The organism is Microbacterium sp. LWH10-1.2 (genome assembly GCF_038397765.1).
Taxonomy (GTDB): domain Bacteria; phylum Actinomycetota; class Actinomycetes; order Actinomycetales; family Microbacteriaceae; genus Microbacterium; species Microbacterium natoriense.
This window is the reverse complement of the sequence record NZ_CP151638.1, coordinates 2,092,684-2,114,110: the sequence shown is the minus strand read 5'-3', so window position 1 is coordinate 2,114,110 and position 21,427 is coordinate 2,092,684. Positions and strand designations below refer to the sequence as shown.

The 21,427-nt window shown below is 68.5% G+C and carries 24 protein-coding genes; 18 read left to right on the top strand and 6 right to left on the bottom strand.

Annotated features, from left to right (window positions below):
* Positions 1-90: 90 nt before the first annotated feature.
* Genes MRBLWH10_RS10130 through MRBLWH10_RS10115 form a run of 4 tightly spaced genes read left to right on the top strand, consistent with a single transcriptional unit; the run spans position 91 to position 4,184 of the window.
* Positions 91-1,017, top strand: coding sequence for an ABC transporter permease (locus tag MRBLWH10_RS10130; RefSeq protein ID WP_341939756.1), 927 nt, complete (start codon positions 91-93; stop codon positions 1,015-1,017).
* Positions 1,010-1,951: an ABC transporter permease gene (locus tag MRBLWH10_RS10125; protein WP_341939755.1), complete on the top strand. Its 942-nt coding sequence runs from the start codon at positions 1,010-1,012 to the stop codon at positions 1,949-1,951. Before MRBLWH10_RS10130 ends, MRBLWH10_RS10125 begins: the two co-directional genes overlap by 8 nt.
* A complete protein-coding gene (locus MRBLWH10_RS10120) occupies positions 1,948-3,621 on the top strand; it encodes an ABC transporter ATP-binding protein (RefSeq protein WP_341939754.1) in 1,674 nt (557 codons plus the stop codon). Before MRBLWH10_RS10125 ends, MRBLWH10_RS10120 begins: the two co-directional genes overlap by 4 nt.
* Positions 3,622-3,623: 2 nt before the next feature.
* Positions 3,624-4,184, top strand: a complete 561-nt coding sequence (locus tag MRBLWH10_RS10115; RefSeq protein WP_341939753.1) for a PH domain-containing protein — start codon at positions 3,624-3,626, stop codon at positions 4,182-4,184.
* A 9-nt stretch (positions 4,185-4,193) separates the two neighbouring features.
* Here the strand turns inward: MRBLWH10_RS10115 and MRBLWH10_RS10110 are convergent, their stop codons facing one another.
* A complete protein-coding gene (locus MRBLWH10_RS10110; RefSeq protein WP_341939752.1) occupies positions 4,194-4,979 on the bottom strand; it encodes a type II CAAX endopeptidase family protein in 786 nt (261 codons plus the stop codon).
* A gap of 102 nt (positions 4,980-5,081) precedes the next feature.
* Between MRBLWH10_RS10110 and typA the strand changes: the two genes are divergently transcribed.
* Positions 5,082-6,995, top strand: a complete 1,914-nt coding sequence (gene typA, locus MRBLWH10_RS10105) for a translational GTPase TypA (protein WP_223586736.1) — start codon at positions 5,082-5,084, stop codon at positions 6,993-6,995.
* Between the two features lie 209 nt (positions 6,996-7,204).
* Positions 7,205-8,092, top strand: coding sequence for a phospholipase (locus MRBLWH10_RS10100; RefSeq protein WP_341939751.1), 888 nt, complete (start codon positions 7,205-7,207; stop codon positions 8,090-8,092).
* 90 nt (positions 8,093-8,182) lie between these two features.
* On the opposite strand, the gene MRBLWH10_RS10095 is transcribed toward MRBLWH10_RS10100, so the two are convergent.
* Positions 8,183-8,731 (bottom strand): XRE family transcriptional regulator, encoded by a 549-nt coding sequence (locus MRBLWH10_RS10095; protein WP_341939750.1) that lies wholly within the window; start codon positions 8,729-8,731, stop codon positions 8,183-8,185.
* Positions 8,732-8,824: 93 nt separating this feature from the next.
* Here MRBLWH10_RS10095 and MRBLWH10_RS10090 point away from each other — a divergent pair, with 93 nt between their 5' ends.
* The 7 genes from MRBLWH10_RS10090 to MRBLWH10_RS10060 all read left to right on the top strand — a co-directional run bounded on the left by MRBLWH10_RS10090 (position 8,825) and on the right by MRBLWH10_RS10060 (position 13,662).
* Positions 8,825-9,523, top strand: a complete 699-nt coding sequence (locus tag MRBLWH10_RS10090) for an AzlC family ABC transporter permease (RefSeq protein ID WP_341939749.1) — start codon at positions 8,825-8,827, stop codon at positions 9,521-9,523.
* A complete protein-coding gene (locus MRBLWH10_RS10085) occupies positions 9,520-9,834 on the top strand; it encodes an AzlD domain-containing protein (RefSeq protein ID WP_341939748.1) in 315 nt (104 codons plus the stop codon). Before MRBLWH10_RS10090 ends, MRBLWH10_RS10085 begins: the two co-directional genes overlap by 4 nt.
* Positions 9,835-9,877: 43 nt before the next feature.
* Positions 9,878-10,282, top strand: coding sequence for a histidinol dehydrogenase (locus tag MRBLWH10_RS10080; RefSeq protein ID WP_223586732.1), 405 nt, complete (start codon positions 9,878-9,880; stop codon positions 10,280-10,282).
* 9 nt (positions 10,283-10,291) lie between these two features.
* Positions 10,292-10,612: a ferredoxin gene (gene fdxA, locus MRBLWH10_RS10075; RefSeq protein ID WP_091231642.1), complete on the top strand. Its 321-nt coding sequence runs from the start codon at positions 10,292-10,294 to the stop codon at positions 10,610-10,612.
* Positions 10,613-10,615: 3 nt separating this feature from the next.
* Positions 10,616-11,728, top strand: coding sequence for a succinyldiaminopimelate transaminase (gene dapC, locus MRBLWH10_RS10070; protein ID WP_341939747.1), 1,113 nt, complete (start codon positions 10,616-10,618; stop codon positions 11,726-11,728).
* 154 nt (positions 11,729-11,882) lie between these two features.
* Positions 11,883-13,178, top strand: coding sequence for a citrate synthase (locus tag MRBLWH10_RS10065; RefSeq protein ID WP_105672536.1), 1,296 nt, complete (start codon positions 11,883-11,885; stop codon positions 13,176-13,178).
* 13 nt (positions 13,179-13,191) lie between these two features.
* Entirely contained in the window at positions 13,192-13,662 is a 471-nt protein-coding gene (locus MRBLWH10_RS10060) for an SRPBCC family protein (protein ID WP_341939746.1), read from the top strand.
* A gap of 130 nt (positions 13,663-13,792) precedes the next feature.
* On the opposite strand, the gene MRBLWH10_RS10055 is transcribed toward MRBLWH10_RS10060, so the two are convergent.
* Both MRBLWH10_RS10055 and dapD read right to left on the bottom strand, forming a co-directional pair.
* Positions 13,793-15,187 carry a DEAD/DEAH box helicase gene (locus MRBLWH10_RS10055; protein WP_341939745.1) on the bottom strand — a complete coding sequence of 465 codons (1,395 nt, stop codon included), beginning with the start codon at positions 15,185-15,187 and terminating at the stop codon, positions 13,793-13,795.
* A gap of 283 nt (positions 15,188-15,470) precedes the next feature.
* Complete coding sequence (dapD, locus tag MRBLWH10_RS10050; RefSeq protein ID WP_341939744.1) at positions 15,471-16,424, bottom strand: 2,3,4,5-tetrahydropyridine-2,6-dicarboxylate N-succinyltransferase; 954 nt, start codon at positions 16,422-16,424, stop codon at positions 15,471-15,473.
* 88 nt (positions 16,425-16,512) lie between these two features.
* On the opposite strand from dapD, the gene dapE reads away from it, so the two are divergent.
* The 3 genes from dapE (at position 16,513) to MRBLWH10_RS10035 (ending at position 19,053) form a co-directional block, all read left to right on the top strand.
* The gene (gene dapE, locus MRBLWH10_RS10045; protein ID WP_341939743.1) at positions 16,513-17,586 is read left to right on the top strand and encodes a succinyl-diaminopimelate desuccinylase; all 1,074 of its coding nucleotides are present in this window, start codon (positions 16,513-16,515) and stop codon (positions 17,584-17,586) included.
* Positions 17,568-18,785 (top strand): hypothetical protein, encoded by a 1,218-nt coding sequence (locus MRBLWH10_RS10040; RefSeq protein WP_341939742.1) that lies wholly within the window; start codon positions 17,568-17,570, stop codon positions 18,783-18,785. The genes dapE and MRBLWH10_RS10040 overlap by 19 nt, the downstream gene beginning before the upstream one ends.
* Before the next feature lie 94 nt (positions 18,786-18,879).
* A complete protein-coding gene (locus tag MRBLWH10_RS10035) occupies positions 18,880-19,053 on the top strand; it encodes a DUF3117 domain-containing protein (protein WP_067122349.1) in 174 nt (57 codons plus the stop codon).
* A 181-nt stretch (positions 19,054-19,234) separates the two neighbouring features.
* Here the strand turns inward: MRBLWH10_RS10035 and MRBLWH10_RS10030 are convergent, their stop codons facing one another.
* Positions 19,235-19,870: a class I SAM-dependent methyltransferase gene (locus MRBLWH10_RS10030; protein ID WP_341939741.1), complete on the bottom strand. Its 636-nt coding sequence runs from the start codon at positions 19,868-19,870 to the stop codon at positions 19,235-19,237.
* A 90-nt stretch (positions 19,871-19,960) separates the two neighbouring features.
* Here MRBLWH10_RS10030 and MRBLWH10_RS10025 point away from each other — a divergent pair, with 90 nt between their 5' ends.
* Together MRBLWH10_RS10025 and MRBLWH10_RS10020 are read left to right on the top strand one after the other, a co-directional pair.
* On the top strand, positions 19,961-20,344 hold the full coding sequence (locus MRBLWH10_RS10025; protein WP_105672529.1) for a twin-arginine translocase TatA/TatE family subunit: 384 nt from the start codon (positions 19,961-19,963) through the stop codon (positions 20,342-20,344).
* Positions 20,341-20,943: a hypothetical protein gene (locus MRBLWH10_RS10020; RefSeq protein WP_105672528.1), complete on the top strand. Its 603-nt coding sequence runs from the start codon at positions 20,341-20,343 to the stop codon at positions 20,941-20,943. Before MRBLWH10_RS10025 ends, MRBLWH10_RS10020 begins: the two co-directional genes overlap by 4 nt.
* 1 nt (position 20,944) lies before the next feature.
* On the opposite strand, the gene MRBLWH10_RS10015 is transcribed toward MRBLWH10_RS10020, so the two are convergent.
* Positions 20,945-21,427, bottom strand: coding sequence for a YcxB family protein (locus MRBLWH10_RS10015; protein ID WP_341939740.1), 483 nt, complete (start codon positions 21,425-21,427; stop codon positions 20,945-20,947).

Genomic DNA, 21,427 nt, shown 5'->3' with positions numbered 1-21,427 from the left:
TGAAACCTACGAGGCGGTGACGGAACTCGTCACCGCCTCGTAGGCTGTTCTCGTCTACCCTGCTCGCGTTCCTACGGAAAGGGACAGCGGATGCTCAGTTACATCCTCAGACGCCTCTTGCAGGTGATCCCCGTGTTCTTTGGGGCCACCCTGCTCATCTACTTCCTGGTTTTCGCAATGCCAGGAGACCCGATCCTCGCCCTCTTCGGAGATCGCACCCCGAATCCGGCGCTCGTGGAGGCGCTTCGTGAGCAGTATCACCTGAACGAACCCTTCATCGTCCAGTACTGGTACTACATCACCGGAGTGTTCCAGGGCGACCTGGGCACCACGTTCTCCGGCAGGCCGGTGACCGCGGTCCTCGCCGATACGCTTCCGGTCACCGGGCGGCTGGCCGTGATGGCGATCGGCATCGAGTTCACGCTCGCGATCATCATCGGCACGGTCTCCGCGCTGCGCAAGGGCAAGGTGTTCGACAACGTCGCACTCTCCGTCGCCCTGATCGCGATCGCGATCCCGATCTTCGTGCTCTGCTTCCTCGCCCAGTACTTCTTGGCGATCCAGTGGGGCTGGTTCAACCCCACCGTTGGCGCCGACAACGGCTGGGGCGGGCTCTGGCTTCCCGCGATCGTTCTCGGCTTCAGTCTCTTCGCCGTGAGCATGCGCTTGATGCGCAGCTCCGTCATCGACACCCTGAACCAGGACTGGGTGCGCACCGCCTACAGCAAGGGCCTGTCGCGCGGGCGGGTCATCCCCGTGCACGTGCTCCGCAACTCGCTGATCCCGGTGATCACCAACTCCGCCACCAACTTCGGCGTGCTCCTCGTCGGAGCCACCGTCACCGAAGGCATCTTCAACGTTCCCGGCGTCGGCAACACGCTGTACCAGGCGGCGATCCGAGGCGAAGGACCCACAGTGGTCTCGTTCGTCACGGTGTTCGTCATCCTGTACGTCCTGGTGAACCTGATCATCGACCTTCTCTATGGTCTGCTCGACCCGAGGATTCGCTATGTCTGATCCGACGACACAGAAGCACTACGTCGCCCCCATCGAGACGGAGTCGATCTCGGTCGACGCCGTGCGCATCGCCGAGAAGCCCAGCAACCTGTGGCGAGACGCGTGGAGCGATCTGCGCCGCCGTCCGCTGTTCTGGTTCTCCGTGGTCCTGGCTGCCTTGTTCATCGTCATCGCGGCCTGGCCGTCGTTGTTCACGAACGTCGATCCGCGCAGCTGCGACCTGATGTACAGCAACGAGGGCGCGACCGCCGGGCACCCGCTCGGCTTCACGTTCCAGGGCTGCGACATCTACTCGAGGCTCATCTGGGGCGCCCAGACGTCGCTCGCCGTCGGTATCATCGCGACGCTGCTCTCCGCTGTGCTCGGGCTGATCATGGGCGCTCTCGCCGGCTTCTACGGAGGATGGATCGACGCGCTGCTCTCGCGAGTCGGCGACATCTTCTTCGCGATCCCGTACATCCTCGCCGCCGTCGTGGTGATGACCGTCTTCTCCGACTCTCGGTCGGTGTGGACTCTCGCCTTCGCGATCGGCGGGTTCGCCTGGGCATCGACGGCGCGCGTCGTGCGCGCCGAGATCCTGCGCGTGCGACAGGCCGACTTCGTCATGGCCTCGCGCTCGCTGGGCCAGTCCAAGTTCGGCACGCTGGTGAAGCACGTGATCCCGAACGCGATCGCACCGCTCCTCGTGGTGTCCACTCTCGGCCTTGCCGCGGCGATCGTGGCAGAGGCCACACTGTCGTTCCTCGGCGTCGGCCTCGGCAGCAGCGTCATGTCCTGGGGCAATGACATCAGCCAGGCTCAGGCCGCACTGCGAGTCGCGCCCATGGCACTCATCTATCCGTCGATCGCGCTCACGCTCGCCGTGCTCGCGTTCGTGACTCTGGGCGAGCTCATCCGCGACGCCCTCGACCCGAAGGCGAGGGCGCGTCGATGAACGACCGAACTGCCCCACAGATCCCGCTCCTGAGCGTGCGCGACCTCAAGGTCGCGTTCCGCACGCAGGAGGGGCTGCGCGAAGTCCTTCACGGCGTGAGCTTCGATGTCATGCCGGGAGAGACCGTCGCGATCGTCGGTGAGTCCGGATCGGGAAAGTCGACGACCGCCACGGCGATCGTGAACCTCCTTCCGGGAACAGGCACGGTCACCGGAGGGTCGATCACGCTCGACGGGCGTGAACTCACGACGCTCAACCGTAGTGCGATGGAGAACGTGCGCGGTCGAGACATCGGCTTCGTCCCGCAGGATCCGATGTCCAACCTCAACCCGGTGTGGAGCATCGGATTCCAGGTCAAGGAGGCGATTCGTGCAAACGGCATCGCCCAGGGTCGGGCGGCGGTCAAAGCCCGCGCGGTAGAGGTCCTCCAGCAGGCGGGCCTCGCTGATGCGGAGAAGCGTCTCCACCAGTTCCCGCACCAGTTCTCGGGTGGCATGCGCCAGCGAGCGCTCATCGGAATCGGCCTCGCCGCGGACCCGAAGCTGTTGATCGCCGATGAGCCCACGTCGGCGCTGGACGTCACGGTACAGCGTGTGATCCTCGATCACATGGCATCCCTCACTCGCGACAGGGGTACCTCGGTGCTTTTGATCACGCATGACCTCGGCCTCGCTGCCGAACGTGCCGAGAAGATCATCGTGATGAGCAACGGCAACATCGTCGAGGCGGGGCCGAGCCGGCAGATCCTCGAGGATCCTCAGCACCCCTATACGAAACGTCTGGTCGGGGCCGCGCCGAGCATCGCGTCACAGCGGATCCAGGCGATCGTGGAGGACCGTGGAATCGAGACGCTGGATGATCTGGCTGACATCCCGCCGACCGTCCGCGTCGCGGGACTGACGAAGGACTACAAGATCCGGCAGGGCAGTTTCCGCAGCGAGGCGTTCCGTGCGGTGGATGACGTGTCGTTCGAGATCCCCAAGGGAAAGACTCTCGCACTCGTCGGCGAATCGGGTTCAGGCAAGTCGACCGTTGCGAAGATGGTGCTCAAGCTCGAGGAACCGACCAGCGGAACGATCGAGATCGACGGTCAGGATGTCTCGCGCCTGTCGAACGCCCAGGCGTTCGGTCTTCGACGACGGATGCAGCCGGTCTTCCAAGACCCCTACGGGTCGTTGGATCCGCTGCGCAACATCGGCAACACCATCGCCGAGCCGTTGCAGATCCACGGCGTAGGAGATCGGGCCTCCCAGCGTGAGCGCGTGGAGGAACTGCTCGACCAGGTCTCGCTTCCGCGCGCTCTCGCCACACGGTATCCGAACGAGCTCTCCGGCGGTCAGCGGCAGCGCGTGGCGATCGCGCGCGCGCTCGCGCTCAAGCCCGACATCGTGGTGCTCGACGAGGCGGTCTCGGCTCTGGACGTTCTGGTGCAGGACCAGGTGCTCAAGCTCCTGGCCGAGCTGCAGTCAGAACTCGATCTGACCTACCTCTTCATCACGCACGACCTTGCGGTCGTGCGCGTCTCGAGCGATCTGGTCTGCGTCATGGAGCGCGGCAAGGTCGTGGAGAAGGGGACGGTCGACGAGATCTTCGCCAATCCGCAGCAGGAGTACACGCAACGGCTGCTCCAGGCCATCCCTGGTGCGTCGATCACGCTCGGCGGTCACTGAGAGTGACAGCAGAGTCGTCCTCCGGGGCCGCACGGACGATCCGTGCGGCCTCGGGGATCGTTTCGCTCGTGCTGTGCTCCGCTCTGGCGATCTTCCTCCTCGGCGACGCGGTGGTCCGCGGTGGCTGGGCCCAGACGCTCCTGATCGCGCCGTGGGTGCTCCTCGGTCTCTGGGTCGTCTATGAGATCGCCTTCGTGTCAGCGGTCGGCATCGACGACAAGGGGGCGACGGTGCAGAACATGCTTCGACGCACCTCGTTCGGCTGGAGCCGTGTGCGCGACATCGATCTGCGCTGGCAGCTCGTGTTCTCGCTGGATGACGGTACTGACGTGAGCTGCTTCGGAGGTCCAGCCAAGGCGCGCCCCGTGCGCCGACCGCGTGAGGACGAAGAGGCGAAGACTCCGACGGGGTTGCGGGATCTCACTGAGATCCGCGATCGCTGGCAGGGAGCCCCCGATGAAGCGGATGCTCCGATCGTCCGGTCCTGGGACCTGCGGGCGCTCATCGCCCTCGGAGTGATCGTCGTCTGGGCCGTCGCATCGGTCCTCATCGCGAACTCCTGACGCCCGAGCTCAGCCGGGCAGGCCGAACAGCGCGGGCCAGGTGGCGGCCGCCCAGGGGTAGCCGACGAAGACGGTCGCGTCGATGGCGAAGTGCGCCACGAGGAACGGCAGCAGGCGCCCGGTGCGCTGGAACAGCCAGCCGAACAGCAGGCCCATCGCGAAGTTGCCGATGAAGGCGCCCGGCCCCTGGTAGAGGTGGTAACTGGCGCGCAGCGCCGAGGTCGCCAGGATGATCGTCCACGGTCCCCAGCCGAGCTGCTTCAGCCGAGCGAAGAGGTAGCCGAGCACGACGAACTCCTCCTGCAGCGCTGCTCGCGCGGCGGAGAGAAGTAGCACGGGGACCGTCCACCAATAGGCGTCGAGCCCGCCGGGGTCGACGGCGACGAAGAGTCCGCTCGCGCGCCCGATGATGTACAGAGCGAGACCGGGGACGCCGATCGCCACCACGAGCAGGATGCCGCGCCCGGCATCCCGTCCGATCCTGGTGCCGTCGAGGCCGAGCCGACCCAGGTGCGGGCGCGAGCTCTGCCACAGCAGGAAACACACCAGGATCACGGGGACCAGCGAGAATCCGATCGACAGGACCTGGTAGACGAGGTCGAAGATCTCACGGTCGCTTCGCGAGGGGTTGAGCGTCGCCGTCTGATCCGCGAGGGGAGTGGAGTCGGTCAGACGGTAGGCCAGCTGCACGACCGCGTAGACCGCGGACTGGCCGAGACCGAGGCCGAGCACGATGGCGATCTCCCACCAGATGCGGGCGCGAGAGGGGGTGCGGGACGGGTCGACGCTGGTCACGCACCCGATCGTACGACGTGCGCTCAGGAACCGGCTGCGCGCATACGGTATCCTGGAACGTCGGGTTCCCGGCGTTTCCCACCACCTTCTTAGGATTCCTGCATGGCGCACGCCCTCCGTTCAGACCTCCGCAACGTCGCAATCGTCGCTCACGTCGACCACGGCAAGACCACCCTCGTCGACGCGATGCTCCGCCAGACGGGCTCGTTCGGCGAGCACTCGCACGTCGAGGAACGCGCGATGGACTCCAACGACCTCGAGCGTGAGAAGGGCATCACGATCCTCGCCAAGAACACGGCGATCACGTACAAGGGCAAGCACGCCGACGGCAAGGAGATCACGATCAACGTGATCGACACCCCCGGCCACGCCGACTTCGGCGGCGAGGTTGAGCGTGGCCTGTCCATGGTCGACGGCGTCGTGCTGCTCGTCGACGCGAGCGAGGGACCGTTGCCGCAGACCCGCTTCGTCCTGCGCAAGGCTCTCGAGTCCAAGCTCCCCGTCATCCTCCTGGTCAACAAGACCGACCGCCCCGACGCCCGCATCGCGGAGGTCGAGGAGGAGGCGCACGACCTGCTGCTGGGGCTGGCATCCGACCTCGTCGACGACGTGCCCGACCTCGACGTCGACGCCCTGCTCGACGTGCCGGTCGTGTACGCGTCCGGTCGTGCCGGCGCCGCGTCGCAGAACCGTCCCGCCGACGGCTCGCTGCCCGACAACGACGACCTCGAGCCGCTGTTCGAGGCGATCCTCGAGCACGTGCCGGCTCCGGCGTACGACGACGAGGCTCCGCTGCAGGCCTGGGTCACCAACCTCGACTCCAGCCCGTTCCTCGGCCGCCTCGCGCTCCTGCGCGTCTTCAACGGCACGCTCAAGAAGGGCCAGACGGTCGCCTGGGTGCGCGCCGACGGCACCACCAGCAACGCCCGCATCACCGAGCTGCTGAAGACCCGCGCCCTCGAGCGCTACCCGGCCGAGTCCGCGGGCCCCGGCGACATCGTCGCCATCGCCGGCTTCGAGAACATCACCATCGGCGAGACCATCGCCGACCCGGACGACGTCCGTCCTCTCCCGGCGATCACGGTCGACGACCCCGCCATCTCCATGACCATCGGCACGAACACGTCGCCGCTCATGGGCAAGGTCAAGGGGCACAAGCTCACCGCTCGCATGGTGAAGGACCGCCTCGACAAGGAGCTGATCGGCAACGTCTCGCTGAAGGTCGTCGACATCGGCCGCCCCGACGCGTGGGAGGTTCAGGGTCGTGGAGAGCTGGCCCTCGCCATCCTCGTCGAGAACATGCGCCGGGAGGGCTTCGAGCTCACCGTCGGCAAGCCGCAGGTGGTCACCAAGAAGATCGACGGCAAGACCTACGAGCCGTTCGAGCACCTCACGATCGACACGCCGGAAGAGCACCTCGGCGCGATCACGCAGCTCCTCGCGAACCGCAAGGGCCGCATGGAGAACATGACCAACCACGGCACCGGCTGGGTGCGCATGGAGTTCATCGTCCCGTCGCGCGGCCTCATCGGCTTCCGCAGCGAGTTCCTCACCACGACCCGCGGCACCGGCATCGCGAACGCGATCTCGCACGGGTACGAGCCGTGGGCAGGGCAGATCACCACGCGCCAGAACGGCTCGATCGTCGCCGACCGCCAGGGCGTCGTGACGCCGTTCGCGATGATCGCGCTGCAGGAGCGCATGTCCTTCTTCGTGCAGCCCACGCAGGAGGTCTACGAGGGCATGGTCATCGGTGAGAACTCGCGTGCAGACGACATGGACGTGAACATCACCAAGGAGAAGAAACTCACCAACATGCGCTCGGCGAACGCCGACAACTTCGAGTCGATGACGCCTCCGCGTCTGCTGACCCTCGAGGAGAGCCTGGAGTTCGCGCGTGACGACGAATGCGTCGAGGTGACTCCGGAGAGCGTTCGCATCCGCAAGGTGATCCTCGACCAGACCGTGCGCGGCCGCGAGACCTCTCGTCTCAAGCGTCAGGACGCGAACGCCTGAGAATAGCCTGCGAGGTCGCTAGCCAGCACCTCCACGAAAGGGCCCCGTACCGCCGAGATGGCGCGTACGGGGCCCTTTTCTCATGAATTGTCCAGGTCGGACAGATTTTTCGTTCAGGAAGCGCGTACAGACTCGAAGACTTGCGCCTGGGACGAGCTCCCGATGAGTCTCCTGCGAGGGCGTACGACGACCCGAAAGTCGACCTCTTCATGCTTCAGAACACCCGTGCGCTTCAGCGCGCCGCCGCAGCGGCATCCGCCCGAGCCGCCGTCACCTCCCGTCGCCCGACCCTGCTCTTCGGCGCCGCGACCGCAGCGATCCTCGGGATCGCCCTGACGGTGGGGTTCACCTCCGCATCGGCAGCCGGAGCCGAGAACGGCGCACCGGCCCCGGCAGCGGCCCAGCTGGTGCCCGGCACCGTGCCGCTGGCGAAGATCGCCGACGAGGCCTCCACGTCACTCGTGGAGGCGCGAGGCGCCGTGACCGCGGCCGAGAATCTCGCGGCCGACGTCGTGTCGTCGGGTCTCGATGTCGGTCCGATCGATGCGACCGTCGACACGAGTGAGCTCCGCGACGGCATCGACGCGCTCAAGGAGCGCGATGTCATGCCGCCGATGATCCTCGCCGTGCGCTCGGCCGACCTCGTCCAGGAGACGGACGAGGTCGTCGCCGCGACGGCCAGCCTGCAGTCCGCATTCTCTGCGGCCCAGGAGAAAAAGGCTGCGGAGGATGCGGCCCGCGCGGCAGCGGAGCAGGCAGCCGCAGCGGCAGCGGCCCTCGCAGCGGCGAACACCCCTGACGGGGCGAAGGCCACTGCCCAGTCGATGGCCGCGAGCCAGTACGGCTGGGGAGCGGACCAGTTCTCCTGCCTCAGCTCGCTGTGGAACAAGGAGTCGAGCTGGAACTACCAGGCCCACAACCCGTCGGGCGCCACGGGCATCCCGCAGGCCCTGCCGGGGAGCAAGATGGCCTCCGCGGGCTCCGACTGGCAGACCAACGCCGCCACGCAGATCGCCTGGGGCCTCGGCTACATCTCCTCCGTGTACGGGACTCCGTGCAGCGCCTGGGGTCACTCCCAGGCCACCAACTGGTACTGATCGCGATTCGCGCGGCTTGCGTGAGCCACGCTTACCGCCGCAAAGGGCGGGTGCCTCGTGCAGGCGCCCGCCCTTCGCGACGACTCGGGGTCAGCGCAGCTCAGAGATGAGGACGGCGCTGGTGCCCGCGGCGACCGCTTCGAAGACGTGCGGGGCGTCGCCGGGGTAGGTGAGGTAGTCGCCGGGGTTCAGGAGCACGGGGTCATCGGCCGGCCCGACCTGTGCCCGACCCGTCATGAGGACGACGTGCTCGATGGTGCCGGGGTGATGCGGGTCGGACCTCCTGGCGTCTCCAGGTTCGGCCTTGATCAGGTAGATGTCCCGGCGCGCACCGGGCGGGCTCGCCGAGAGCAGTGTCGCGCTGTAGGCGGCCGCCGATGACGGCACCCCGGCGAGGTCGTCGGCGCGGATCAGGGTGGGAGCGTGCGACTGCTGGTCGACGAGCACAGCGAACGGCACCCCGAGCGCCACACCGAGCGCCCACAGCGTCTCGACGCTCGGATTGCCAGCCCCGCTCTCGAGCTGCGACACCGTGGCCTTCGATACGCCGGCGCGACGTGCGAGCTCGGAGACGGAGATCCCCGCGGCCTCCCGCTCTCGACGCAGGGTCCGTGCGATGCGGGTGCGCAGATCTTCCATGTGTTCATCATGTCAAACGATCGTTCGCTTGACTATGACCCCCGGCATGTTCAGAATGATGTTCATGTGTTCATCGGATCGAACGGTGTCTCCGTGAGCGCCGAGCGCGAGGTGTGGCGGGAGGCGCTCGGGGTCGTGCTCGCGACCAGTGCCTACGGCATCTCGTTCGGAGCCCTCGCGGTGGCGGCAGGCCTTGATGTCTGGCAGGCCTGCGTGCTGAGCCTGCTGATGTTCACCGGCGGCTCGCAGTTCGCCTTCGTCGGGGTCTTCGCCGCCGGCGGACTCGCCGCCCTGCCGTCCGCAGTCGCCTCGGCCGCACTGCTGGGTGTGCGCAACGTCGCCTACGGCATGCGGATGTCGCCGATCATCGGCGGGGGAGCGAAGCATCGCGCCTCGGCCGCGCACTTCACGATCGACGAGTCGACCGCCGTCGCGATCTCGCAGAGCGATCCTCGGCTGCGACGGATCGGGTTCTGGGTGACGGGCATCGGCATCTTCGCCGGCTGGAACGTCACCACTCTCATCGGCGCGCTCGTCGGAGACGTTCTCGGCGATCCCCGGGCGTGGGGACTGGATGCCGCGGCGGCCGCCGCATTCCTCGCACTCCTGTGGCCCCGGCTGAAGCAGCGCCAGGCCATCGCGGTGGGCGCCGCCGCGGCCGTGGTCGCGGCATCCCTCACCCCGTTCATCATGCCGGGGCTCCCCGTGCTGGTCGCCGCCCTCGTCGCGATCCTGGTCGGCTGGTTCAACTGGTTCAGCGCGCCCGCCCCGCGTGCGGAGGCCGACGCATGAGCCTGTGGGGCGCGATCCTGCTCGCCGCCATCATCTGCCTCGCCCTGAAGGCCGTGGGGTATCTGGTGCCTCCCCTGGTGCTCGAGGAGCCGCGTCCCGCTCGCATCTCCGATCTGCTCACGGTCGCGCTGCTCGCCGCCCTCGTCGCGGTCCAGACGCTGGGAGCCGGGCAGGCGGTCGTCGTCGACGCACGGGTGCCCGCGCTCCTGGTCGCCGCCGGGCTGCTGTGGTTGCGGCAGTCGTTCCTCGTCGTGGTGTTCGCGGCGGCGCTCGTCGCCGCGCTGCTCCGACTCACGGGCCTCGCCGCCTGAGCCGCCCCCGTGCGTCCATAGGGTGCGCGCGTAGGATCGAGGGGTGAAGTGGCTCTCGAAGATCGTGTCGTGGATCGCCGCGGCGATGGTCGGCGGTGTCTTCGGCGTCGCCGGGACCATCGCCCACAGCGTGATGTGGGGACCCGTCCCGATCGGGATCATCATCGGCACGATCGCCTGCGGATCGATCCTGATCGGCATCCGCGCCCTCACGCATGACCGTGCGGCCACGGTCGCGGCCGGACTCGGGATGGTCGGGATGCTGATGCTGATCTCCGGCGTCGGCCCCGGCGGATCCGTGGTCGTCCAGAACACGCCGGCCGGACAGGTGTGGATCTACATCGTCGCCGGTCTGGTGCTGCTCACCGTGGCGTGGCCCTCTTTCCGGCGCCTCCCGGTGCGCACCGAGGCGGCCGCGCCGGCGCCCGAGGCGGACGCGCGCGCGTAGACTGATCCCGTGACGTATGTGATCGCCCTTCCGTGCGTCGATGTGAAGGATCGTGCCTGCATCGACGAGTGCCCCGTTGACTGCATCTACGAGGGTGAACGCTCGCTGTACATCCACCCCGACGAGTGCGTGGACTGCGGCGCCTGCGAGCCGGTATGCCCCGTGGAGGCGATCTACTACGAGGACGACCTCCCCGAGGAGTGGCAGGACTACTACAAGGCCAACGTCGAGTTCTTCGACGAGATCGGCTCGCCCGGCGGCGCTGCCAAGGTCGGCGTCATCGCGCACGATCACCCCATCATCTCGGCGCTCCCGCCGCAGGGCGAGTAGCCGGTGAGCGTCCGCGACCTGGCTGATTACCCCTGGGATGCGGTCGTCCCGTACCGCGACAGGGCAGCGCAGCATCCGCGCGGCATCGTCGACCTCTCCATCGGTTCCCCGGTCGATCCGACGCCCGAGATCGTGCGCAGGGCGCTGGCGGAGGCCACGGACGCGCACGCGTACCCGCAGACCGTCGGCACCCCCGCGCTGCGCGAGGCGATCGTCGACTGGTACTCCCGACGCCGCGGAGTGAGCGACCTGACCGTCGCGAACGTCCTCCCGACGATCGGCTCCAAGGAACTGGTGGCGCTGCTGCCGACGCTGCTCGGACTCGGCGACGGCGACATCGTCGTGCATCCGCGCATCGCGTACCCGACGTATGAGGTGGGCGCCCGGGTGGCCGGAGCGACCCCTGTCGCCCTCGACGACCCCGCGGAATGGCCCGAGGGTGCGAAGCTCATCTGGATCAACTCCCCGGGCAACCCCGACGGCCGCACCTGGACGGTCGAGGAGCTGCGCGTCGCGGTCGAGCGCGCCCGCGAGCTGGGCGCCGTTCTCGCCAGCGACGAGTGCTACGCGGAGCTCGGCTGGGACGGACGCTGGGCGACTGAGTCGATCCCGTCGATCCTCGACCCTCGCGTGACGGGGGGAAGTCGGGCGAATCTGCTCAGCGTCTACTCCCTGAGCAAGCAGTCCAATCTCGCGGGCTACCGAGCGGCCTTCGTTGCCGGGTGCGCGCGCATCGTGGGGGAGCTGCTCACCGCCCGCAAGCATCTCGGTCTCATGCCGCCGGCGCCGGTGCAGCATGCCATGGCCGTGGCTCTGGGTGATGAGGAGCACGTCCGCCTGCAGAAGGAGCTGTACCGCACCCGTCGTGACGCGCTTCGTCCGGCGCTGGAGGCCGCAGGCTTCCGCGTCGACGGATCCGAGGCGGGGCTGTACCTCTGGGCGACCGAGGGGCGTGACGCCTGGGAGAGCATGGACCGCCTGGCCGGTCTCGGCATCCTCGCCGGCCCCGGTCCGTTCTACGGCGCCCACTCCGGTGAGCACATCCGGCTGGCGCTGACGGCTCCGACGGATCGCATCCTGGAGGCCGCTCGTCGCCTGAATGGTGAGAATCTGTAGGTTCTCCCTCGAAGTCCGCTGTCCTTTTGGCGGATGTCACAGTTGGTCATGGCGGCTACTAGGCTGTAAAGGCGATTCGGTCGTGACCCGACCTGGCGCTGTGCGCCGTGACATCGCCACTTCCGGCTTGATCAACACCCTTGAGGAGGCCCGCGTGAGCGCAGGGGCAGAGCAGCAGGCTACGGCGAAGCTGACGATCGGTGAGACCACCGCAGAATTCCCCGTGGTGCGAGGCACCGCAGGACACGACAGCATCGATTTCTCGACCCTGACCCGCCAGACGGGCTACACCGGACTCGACTACGGATTCGTCAACACCGCGTCCACGAAGTCCGCCATCACCTTCATCGACGGCGACAAGGGCATCCTGCGCTATCGTGGCTACCCGATCGAGCAGCTCGCGGGGCAGACCAGCTATCTCGAGGTCGCCTGGCTGCTCATCTACGGCGAGCTCCCCTCGGCATCCGAGCTCGCGGAGTTCGACGAGAAGATCCGTCGCCACACCCTTCTGCACGAGGACCTCAAGCGCTTCTTCTCCGCGCTGCCGCACACCGCGCACCCGATGTCCGTGCTGTCCTCGGCGGTGGCCGCCCTCTCGACCTACTACGAGGGCCAGACCGACCCGCACAACCCCGAGCACGTCGAGCTGAACATGGTCCGCATGCTCGCCAAGCTGCCCGTGATCGCGGCGTATGCGCACAAGAAGAGCGTCGGGCAGGCGTTCCTCTACCCCGACAACTCGCTCGGCTTCGTCGAGAACTTCCTCAAGCTCAACTTCGGGGTGCACTCCGAGGAGTACCAGGTCAACCCGGTCATGTCGAAGGCCCTCGAGCTGCTGCTCATCCTCCACGAGGACCACGAGCAGAACGCATCGACCTCGACCGTCCGCCTCGTCGGATCGACCGGAGCGAACCAGTTCGCGTCGATCTCCGCCGGCATCCAGGCCCTGTCCGGCCCGCTGCACGGCGGAGCGAACGAGGCCGTCCTCACCATGCTCGGCCAGATCCGCGACTCCGGCCAGAGCGTGTCGCGCTTCGTCGACCGGGTGAAGAACAAGGAAGAGGGCGTGAAGCTGATGGGCTTCGGGCACCGGGTCTACAAGAACTACGACCCGCGCGCGAAGCTCGTCAAGGAAGCCGCCGGCGAGGTTCTGGCCGAGCTCGGCGTGACCGATCCGCTGCTCGACCTGGCGCAGGAGCTCGAGGAGATCGCCCTCGCCGACGACTACTTCAAGGAGCGGCGTCTCTACCCGAACGTCGACTTCTACACGGGCGTGATCTACAAGGCGATGGGCTTCCCGACGCGGATGTTCACCGTGCTGTTCGCGATCGGCCGCCTTCCCGGATGGCTTGCGCAGTGGCGCGAGCTCCAGCTCGACCCGCAGACGAAGATCGGTCGCCCGCAGCAGCTCTACACAGGGTCTCCCGAGCGCACGTTCCAGACCCGCTGAGGCTCCGGCCGCGATGCCTGTCGTCAGCGCGGAGGCGATCGTTCCGGTCGATCCTGCGACGGCATTCGCGGTGTCGCAGACGACGGGATCCGTCCGGCGACGCTGGGATCGCTTCATCAGCGAGCAGCATCTCCTCGACGGGGCGGATGCCGCAGCCAAGGGCGTGCGGACTTTCACCCGCCAGCGCTTCGGCTTCGGCATGGTGAGCCGCTACGTCTCCTACGCTCCGCCGACCAACGTCGGCATGGTGATGGAGCGCGGTCCGTGGTTCTTCGAGAAGCTCGGAGGCGGATGGCGCTTCACCGAGGTCCCGGAGGGGACGCTCGCGGTCTGGAAGTACAACTTCTCCTGCCGGCCCCGCTGGCTGGCTCCCGTGGCCGAGTGGATCGGCGCCCGCGTCCTCGGTTTCGAGATCAGGCGCAGGCTCGCCGGGTTCGTGAGCGGATGCTCCGACCCGGCGGTCCTCGCGGCTGTACAGCACTGACCCAGCCCTGCCCGTGCCCCTTCCCGGGCAGACGCCGACGCCCCACCTGCGCATCGACGCCCCATCGCGCTGACGTCTGTCAGGCGGGGCGTCGACGGCCAGATGGGGCGTCGATGCGGAAGGGTGCGGGTCAGCGACCCTGACGGGGCGCGCCGCCGCGGCGCTGGCTGCCCTGCGACTGGCGCTGGCCGCCCTGGCGGGCGCCGGCGGGCTGGCCCTGGCCACCCGCGCCGCTGCCTGAGCTGCGACGACGGCGACGGGCGGGCGGGTTCGCCGCGCCGCTCTTCTCGCCGCCGGCCGGGCGCTGCTTGGGCGCCTGGCGCTGCTGCTGCTGCACCGGTGCGGGGCGCACATGCGGCGCGCGCTCCGGGACGAGCTCGGTGACGGCGGCCGTCGTGAGCTCCTCGAGCGGGGCCGTGATCGCGGCCTTGCGCAGGAGGTCCTTCACGTCACGGCGCTGCTCGGGCAGAACGACGGTCACGACGGTGCCCGCGGCGCCGGCGCGAGCCGTGCGGCCTGAGCGGTGCAGGTACGCCTTGTGCTCCATGGGCGGGTCGACGTGGACGACCAGGTCGACGTTGTCGACGTGCACGCCGCGCGCGGCGACATCGGTCGCGACGAGCACGCGCACGCCGCCGTCATCCGGGTCGGAGGAGAACGCGCCCAGGTTGCGCTCACGCGCGTTCTGGGACAGGTTTCCGTGCAGATCGACCGCGGGGATGCCCGCGGCGGTGAGCTGCTTGGCGAGCTTCTTCGCCTGGTGCTTGGTGCGGGTGAAGAGGATGCGACGGCCGGTGCCCGACGCGAGATCGCGCACGAGCGTGGTCTTGTTCTCGGTGGAGTCGACGACGAGCACGCGGTGCGTCATCTCGCCGACCGGCACGCTCTCCTCGTCGACCTCGTGGCTGACCGGGTTCGAGAGGAAGCGGCGGGCGAGGCTGTCGATGCCCCGGTCCAGCGTCGCACTGAACAGCAGGCGCTGTCCACCGGCGGGCGTCGCCTGGAGGATGCGGGTGACGCCGGGAAGGAAGCCGAGGTCGGCCATGTGGTCGGCCTCGTCGAGCACGGTGACCTCGATCGCGCTGAGGCGCACGACCTGCTGCTTCATGAGGTCTTCGAGGCGGCCGGGGCAGGCCACGACGATGTCGACGCCGCCGCGCAGCGCCTGCTCCTGCGGACGCTGGCTGACGCCGCCGAAGACGGTCGTGACGGAGAGGCCGGCAGCCTCGGCGAGCGGGGCGACGGTCGCGGCGATCTGGGTGGCGAGCTCGCGCGTCGGTGCGAGCACCAGTCCGCGCGGGAGGCCGGAGCGGCGCTTGCCGCCGGAGGCGGCGAGGCGGGCGACGAGGGGCAGGGCGAAGGCGATGGTCTTGCCGCTGCCCGTGCGTCCGCGACCGAGCAGGTCGCGTCCGGCGAGGGAGTCGGGAAGGGTGTCGCGCTGGATGGCGAACGCCTCGGTCTTGCCGGAGGCGGCGAGAACGGCGGCGAGTTCGGCGGGCACGCCGAGATCAAGGAAAGAAGGCATAGAGAAAGCTCCGTAGGGCGCACGTATGACGGCGAGCCTGATAAAGGTGGGTATGAGGTGGGCGACGGCGCAGACAGCGCATCGGTTCGCCGTTCGAAAAGGCCAGGCTGATTGCTGGTTGTGGGAGCAGATCTCTGCTCGCTTCGGTCCTCGGAGACCCCGTTACGACGACGACGTCGCTCGACTGGCGGTACGAGCAACGCCGCCCAGTCTATCAGTGACCGGGCGGCGTGAGCTGAGCGCGCGCCGTATCAGCGCGTCGCGTCGTCTCGTGCGTCGAGTTTCAGGCGTGCAGGGCCTCGTTGAGCGTGACGCCGACGCCGGTGCGGCGTACGGCCTCGACCGCCCCGCTCAGCGAGTTGCGCCGGAAGAGGAGGCCGTCCTGACCGGAGAGGTCGGCGCCCTTGACGGTCTTCTTCGTGCCGTCGGCGGTCACGGGGCCGTCGACGAGGACGATCTTCGTGCCGGCGGTGACGTAGAGACCCGCCTCGACCACGCAGTCGTCGCCGAGGGAGATGCCGATGCCGGCGTTCGCACCGAGCAGGGTGCGTGCACCGATCGAGACGCGGTGCGCGCCGCCGCCGGAGAGCGTGCCCATGATCGACGCGCCCCCGCCGATGTCGCTGCCGTCGCCGACGACGACGCCCTGCGAGATGCGACCCTCGACCATCGACGCGCCGAGAGTGCCGGCGTTGAAGTTCACGAAGCCCTCGTGCATCACGGTGGTGCCGGGGGAGAGGTGCGCGCCGAGGCGCACGCGCGAGGCATCCGCGATGCGGACGCCTGCGGGCTGCACGTAGTCGGTCAGACGTGGGAACTTGTCGAGCCCGGCGACCTGGATGCCCGCGCGCTGCAGCAGCGGACGCAGCCGGTTGGCGTCGTCGGGGTGCACGGGACCGGCGTTGGTCCAGGCGACGTTCGGGAGGTGGGCGAAGATGCCGTCGAGGTTGAGCTCGTTCGGGCGCACCACGAGGTGCGAGAGGGCGTGCAGGCGCAGGTAGGCGTCGGCCGTCGAGGTCGGCGCCGCATCGAGGTCGATCACGAGGTGAACGGTCTCGACGGTCACGTTGCGACGCTCGTCCGGACCCGCCAGCGCCTCGAACGTGATCAGTCCGGCCGCGGCGTCGCCGGCATCCGGCGTTCCCGTGCCGACCTCGGGGAACCAGGCGTCCAGAACGGTGCCGTCTCCGGCGATCGTCGAGAGACCAGTACCCCATACGGTGCGCGCGTCAGTCATGCCTTCAACGGTAGCGTCCATCGGCCGGGCGGTTCTCGCATGTGTCGCCGTGAGTTCTCGCTGATGCCGCGCTGAGTAGGCTGGTGACATGGTGCTCGATCTGACCGCGTCCTCCGTCGAACTCACTCGCGCGATCTGCGACATCCCCAGCGTCTCGGGCGATGAGAAGACCCTCGCCGATGAGATCGAGGCGGCGATCTCCGCGTACGGACACCTCGAGGTGATCCGCCACGGCAACACGATCGTCGCCCGCACCGATCTCGGTCGCGCGCAGCGCGTGGCGATCGCCGGCCACATCGACACCGTGCCCATCAACGGGAACGTTCCGACGAAGGACATCGAGCTCGACGGGCAGCCCTACCTGTGGGGCAGAGGCACCGTCGACATGAAGGCGGGCACGGCCGTCCAGCTGAAGCTCGCCGCCGAGCTGTCCGATCCCGTCGTCGACGTCACGTGGATGTGGTACGACAACGAGGAGGTCGAGGCGTCGAAGAACGGCCTCGCGCTGCTGGCCGCCGATCGCCCCGAGCTCTTCGCCGCCGACTTCGCGATCCTGGGTGAGCCGTCGAACGGCGAGGTCGAGGGCGGATGCAACGGCACGCTGCGCGCCGTGGTGCGCACCCACGGCGTCCGCGCCCACGCGGCGAGAGCGTGGATCGGCGAGAACGCGATCCACAAGGCCGCGCCGATCCTCTCCCGTCTCGCCGAGTACCGGGCACGCGAGGTCGAGGTCGAGGGGCTGCTGTACCGGGAGAGCCTCAGCGCGGTGCGCATCGCCGGGGGCGTCGCCGGCAACGTCATCCCCGACGCGTGCGAGGTCGAGGTCAACTACCGGTTCGCGCCGAGCGCATCGGCTGCTGAAGCCGAGGAGCACATCCGCAGCGTGCTCGCCGGGTTCGACGTCGAGATCACGGATGCCGCCGAAGGTGCGCGTCCCGGTCTGGACGCGCCGATCGCGAAGCAGTTCGTCGAGGCGGTCGGCGCGGTGCCGCAGCCGAAGTACGGCTGGACCGACGTCGCCCGGTTCTCGGCTCTCGGCATCCCTGCCGTGAATTACGGACCGGGGGATCCGCACCTCGCCCACCACGACGAGGAGCGGGTGCCGCTCGCCCAGATCGACGCCGTCGAGCGCGGACTGCGCGCATGGCTCACCTCGCACTGATCGCGGCGCGCCGCTGGGCGCACGTCCCGCATGCGGCGCGCATCGCGGTGATCTATGTGGTCGCGCGCCTGGTCACGACCGCCTTCCTGATCGTCGCCGCGACCCAGTCCACGTCTCTGTCGCGCTTCGGGGCGCAGCCGGGACTCGGGACCTTCGTGCTCGGCTGGGATGCGCAGTGGTACTGGTCGGTCGCCGACTTCGGATACCCGACGACGCTGCCGCTCACCGATTCCGGCGATGTCGCGGAGAACACCTGGGCGTTCATGCCCCTGTACGCATATGCGGCGAAGATCGTGGGCCTTCCGTTCGGGTCCTGGGGAGCGGGAGCCTTCCTGATCTCGCTGGTGGCCGGGTACTTCGCGTGCCTCGTGCTGCACCGTCTGCTGCGCGACAGGATCGGTCGTTCGGCCGCGACCTGGGCTGTGATCTTCTTCGCGGCGGGACCGATCGCCGCGATGTTCCAGGTGGGATACGCCGAGACGCTGTTCCTCCTGCTTCTGTTCCTGTCGCTCGACGCGGTCGCCCGCCGACGATATGCGCTGCTGTATCTACTGATCCCGCTGATGGCGTTCACCCGACCCGGGGTACTCGCCTTCGCGCTCTACCTCGGCCTGCACGGCATCCTGCGGTGGATCCATCGCCGGAGCGACCCGCTGCCGAGCAGGGAGATCTTTCACATCGTCGCGGCGGGCGCCCTCGCGACGGCATGCGGCTTCGCCTGGCAGGTGATCGCGGGCATCGCCACGGGAGATCCCGGCGCCTATCTCGCGACCGAACTCGCCTGGCGCTCGAACTGGATCGTCGGCGGCGTCGAGGGCTTCATCCCCTTCGAGGGGTGGGTTCAGGCATCCCAGTTCTGGTTCGGGCAGTGGGGGATGCCGCAGTCCTGGGGTCCGATCGCCCTGGCGCTTCTCGTCGTGGCGGCCGGCATCGTGCTCCTCTACTCGCGCAGTGTGCGCGCGCTGGGCGCCGATCTGAGGCTCTGGAGCGCCAGCTACCTGCTGTATCTCCTCGCGGTCTTCTTCCCGCAGTCGAGCACGTTCCGGCTGCTGCTCCCGCTGAGTCCGCTGTGGGGAGCGGTGGCGGTACCGCGATCCCGGCTGTGGCGTCTGGCGGTTCTCCTCGCCTGTCTCGCCGGTCAATGGACCTGGATCCACTACGTCTACGCGCTCGGGAACACCTTCTGGCAGGTGCCGTGAATGTAAATGATTGATGCATTTCTTCACAGGCGACATCCCGAGCTCGGTGACACCCGATAAACTGATCGCATACCACCGAGGAAAAGGAGCCACGATGGCAGCGATGAAGCCGAGGACCGGAGACGGACCTATGGAGGCCGTGAAAGAAGGACGACTCATCATCGTGCGTGTCCCGCTCGAGGGAGGCGGACGCCTGGTCGTCTCCGTGAACGATGCCGAGGCGAAGGAGCTTCACGACGTGCTCGCCGCGGTCGTGACGCCGGCCTGACACACTTCGAACTCTGAGAAGAGGGCGACGGATCTTCGGATCCGTCGCCCTCTTCCTCGTCTCGGGGCAGCGCGAGTGCGGCGCGGCGCGTCGAACCGTTGGAAAAGGCGGGTTCAGTGTGCAGCGACCCGCCACGTGCGACGGCTCGCGCACGGGGAGGGGCTCGCGCGGCGGCAGTAGCTCAGTCGGCTTCGACGCTGATGAGCTGCAGCAGACCCTCGCCCGCGGGGGAGACCGTCGCCAGCACCGCGGAGGACTCCTGCGTCTCCTGGACGAGCGAGCGGTACGCCGAGGTGACCTCATCGCGCTGCACGGGGTCGGCGACGCGACCTCCGGCGAGGATCCGCGGGACGAGCACCATGCCGCCCATCCGGACCAGGCGCAGGCCGTGCTCGACGTAGTCGATGACGTTCTCCGCGTCGGCATCGACGAGGACGATGTCGTAGGAGGCCTCGTTCATGCGGGGGAGTACATCCGCCGCGCGTCCGGTGATGAATCGCGCCTTGGTCGCGGGGATGCGCGCATCGGCGAACGCCTGACGTGCCGCGGCGAGATGCTCCGGCTCGTTGTCGATCGACGTGAGCACCGCCTGGGGGGCTCCGCGCAGCAGCCAGAGCCCGGAGACTCCCGCTCCCGTCCCGATCTCGACGATCGACCGGGCGCCGGTGGCCGCGGCGAGCACGGCGATCTGCGAGCCGACCGCTGCGCTGATGGGCGCGGCGCCGAGCTCGACCGCGTGTGCGCGGGCGCGGGCGATGGATGTCGGCTCCACGATGGATTCGCGGAGGAAACGCGCGTTCGCGTCGTGCTCGCTCATAGCCCTGGTTCTCCCGCCTGAGGTGTGACTTCTCCCAGGGTATGCGGTCGGCGTGCATCGAAGAGGCAGGCGCGGCGGTAGCCTGGACAGATGCAACTCGGGATCTCGTTCGAGAAGATTCTGCTGATCGGGCTGATCGCGGTTCTCATCGTGGGTCCTGACCGCCTGCCCCGCTACGCCGAGGCGTTCGCGAAACTGGTCCGTCGCGGCGGCGAGATGCTGCGCGACACCAAGTCGCGGGTGCGCGAGGAGATGGGTCCGGAGATCGACGACGTCGACTGGCGCAAGCTCGATCCGCGTCAGTACGACCCGCGCCGCATCATCCGCGACGCACTGTTCGACGACGGTCCCGCCCCGGCGGCGGCGGCATCCGCGGCGCTCGCGGAGCCGACCCCCGCCGCACCGCGTTCGCCGATCGAGAGGCCGGAGTTCTCGCGCACGAGCCTTCCGCCGTTCGACATCGAAGCCACGTGAGCGACGGGTCGACGCAGCAGAGGCACAAGGATCAGGTCGCGTTCGCGGCCGCGGCGCTGTGCGCGATCGCGGGTGTGCTGATCTGGATGCTCTGGGTTCTGCCCATCGCCCGGTCCGTCGGCGAGGCTGCTCCGACTCCGGTCGGCGACAGCATGACGGTGGAACTCGCGGCCGGCGAATCCGCAGGCCTCTGGGGGAGCGGGCACTCCGTCATATTCGGCACCGTGGACTGCTCCGTCGTGTCTCCGGATGGAGACCCCGTGACGCAGCACGGCCCCCCAGCGCTCACCTGGGACGACACGGTGTGGTGGATGAATCCGCGCCCGGGATTCGAGCAGTTCGCGCAGTTCACCGCCGCGGATGCCGGTGCGCACAAAGTGAGCTGCGTCGACTCCCTCGACACCTACGGGGGCGAGTACCTCGTCGCGGGAGACACGTTCGGCACGGGGAGCATCGGGCTCGGCCGCACCGGTTCGAACGACTTCGCGGTCGGCACGCTGCTCGCGTTCGGCGCCGTCGTCTGCCCGCTCTTCGCGGTGCTGGTCGTCATCGTCATCCCGCTGCGGCGGCTGCGCGACCGACGCAGGGCGCGCCGCTGACTCAGCCGATCTTCGCGCGGAGGGCCGCGATGTCCTCGTCGGCGAGGAGCGCGCGGGGCACGGCGGTGACCACTGATGCCTTGCGCAGCTTCAGCAGCACGGCGTCCCGTCCGGCGCGGACGCTCTGGAACTCGGCGTACGGCACCGTGGAGGTGCGGGTGGCGGCGCCGATCCTCAGCGCATCGTCGCCGACGGACACCCACACGTCCGTCCCCGGGGGCATCGCCGCGCGCACGGCCCGGCGTGCGGACGCCACGGTCAGCCAGACGGCGTAGAGGCCGAGCAGGGTCACGGCGACCGGCATCCAGGCGGTGAGCGCCCCTGCGCCGCTTCCTGCGGCGTCGAGGTTCAGGATGCTGGTGATCAGGGCCGCGACGAGGGCCGCCCACATCACGAGCGCCCAGGGACGGGTGAGCGAGTAGATGGACGCGTCGCGTGCCATGCGGCGCAGCAGGCTCTCGTCGACCGTGAGCGATCCGTTCAT

Bases quoted from the DNA above. Each gene is read 5' to 3' on its own strand.
- MRBLWH10_RS10085 (WP_341939748.1), top strand. From the start codon at position 9,520: ATGAGCCTGTGGGGCGCGATCCTGCTCGCCGCCATCATCTGCCTCGCC.
- MRBLWH10_RS10055 (WP_341939745.1), bottom strand. From the start codon at position 15,187: ATGCCTTCTTTCCTTGATCTCGGCGTGCCCGCCGAACTCGCCGCCGTT.
- MRBLWH10_RS10120 (WP_341939754.1), top strand. From the start codon at position 1,948: ATGAACGACCGAACTGCCCCACAGATCCCGCTCCTGAGCGTGCGCGAC.
- dapD (WP_341939744.1), bottom strand. From the start codon at position 16,424: ATGACTGACGCGCGCACCGTATGGGGTACTGGTCTCTCGACGATCGCC.
- MRBLWH10_RS10030 (WP_341939741.1), bottom strand. From the start codon at position 19,870: ATGAGCGAGCACGACGCGAACGCGCGTTTCCTCCGCGAATCCATCGTG.
- MRBLWH10_RS10035 (WP_067122349.1), top strand. From the start codon at position 18,880: ATGGCAGCGATGAAGCCGAGGACCGGAGACGGACCTATGGAGGCCGTG.
- MRBLWH10_RS10060 (WP_341939746.1), top strand. From the start codon at position 13,192: ATGCCTGTCGTCAGCGCGGAGGCGATCGTTCCGGTCGATCCTGCGACG.
- MRBLWH10_RS10015 (WP_341939740.1), bottom strand. From the start codon at position 21,427: ATGAACGGATCGCTCACGGTCGACGAGAGCCTGCTGCGCCGCATGGCA.
- MRBLWH10_RS10095 (WP_341939750.1), bottom strand. From the start codon at position 8,731: ATGGAAGATCTGCGCACCCGCATCGCACGGACCCTGCGTCGAGAGCGG.
- MRBLWH10_RS10100 (WP_341939751.1), top strand. From the start codon at position 7,205: ATGCTTCAGAACACCCGTGCGCTTCAGCGCGCCGCCGCAGCGGCATCC.
- MRBLWH10_RS10125 (WP_341939755.1), top strand. From the start codon at position 1,010: ATGTCTGATCCGACGACACAGAAGCACTACGTCGCCCCCATCGAGACG.
- MRBLWH10_RS10025 (WP_105672529.1), top strand. From the start codon at position 19,961: ATGCAACTCGGGATCTCGTTCGAGAAGATTCTGCTGATCGGGCTGATC.
- MRBLWH10_RS10040 (WP_341939742.1), top strand. From the start codon at position 17,568: ATGGCTCACCTCGCACTGATCGCGGCGCGCCGCTGGGCGCACGTCCCG.
- dapE (WP_341939743.1), top strand. From the start codon at position 16,513: ATGGTGCTCGATCTGACCGCGTCCTCCGTCGAACTCACTCGCGCGATC.
- typA (WP_223586736.1), top strand. From the start codon at position 5,082: ATGGCGCACGCCCTCCGTTCAGACCTCCGCAACGTCGCAATCGTCGCT.
- MRBLWH10_RS10130 (WP_341939756.1), top strand. From the start codon at position 91: ATGCTCAGTTACATCCTCAGACGCCTCTTGCAGGTGATCCCCGTGTTC.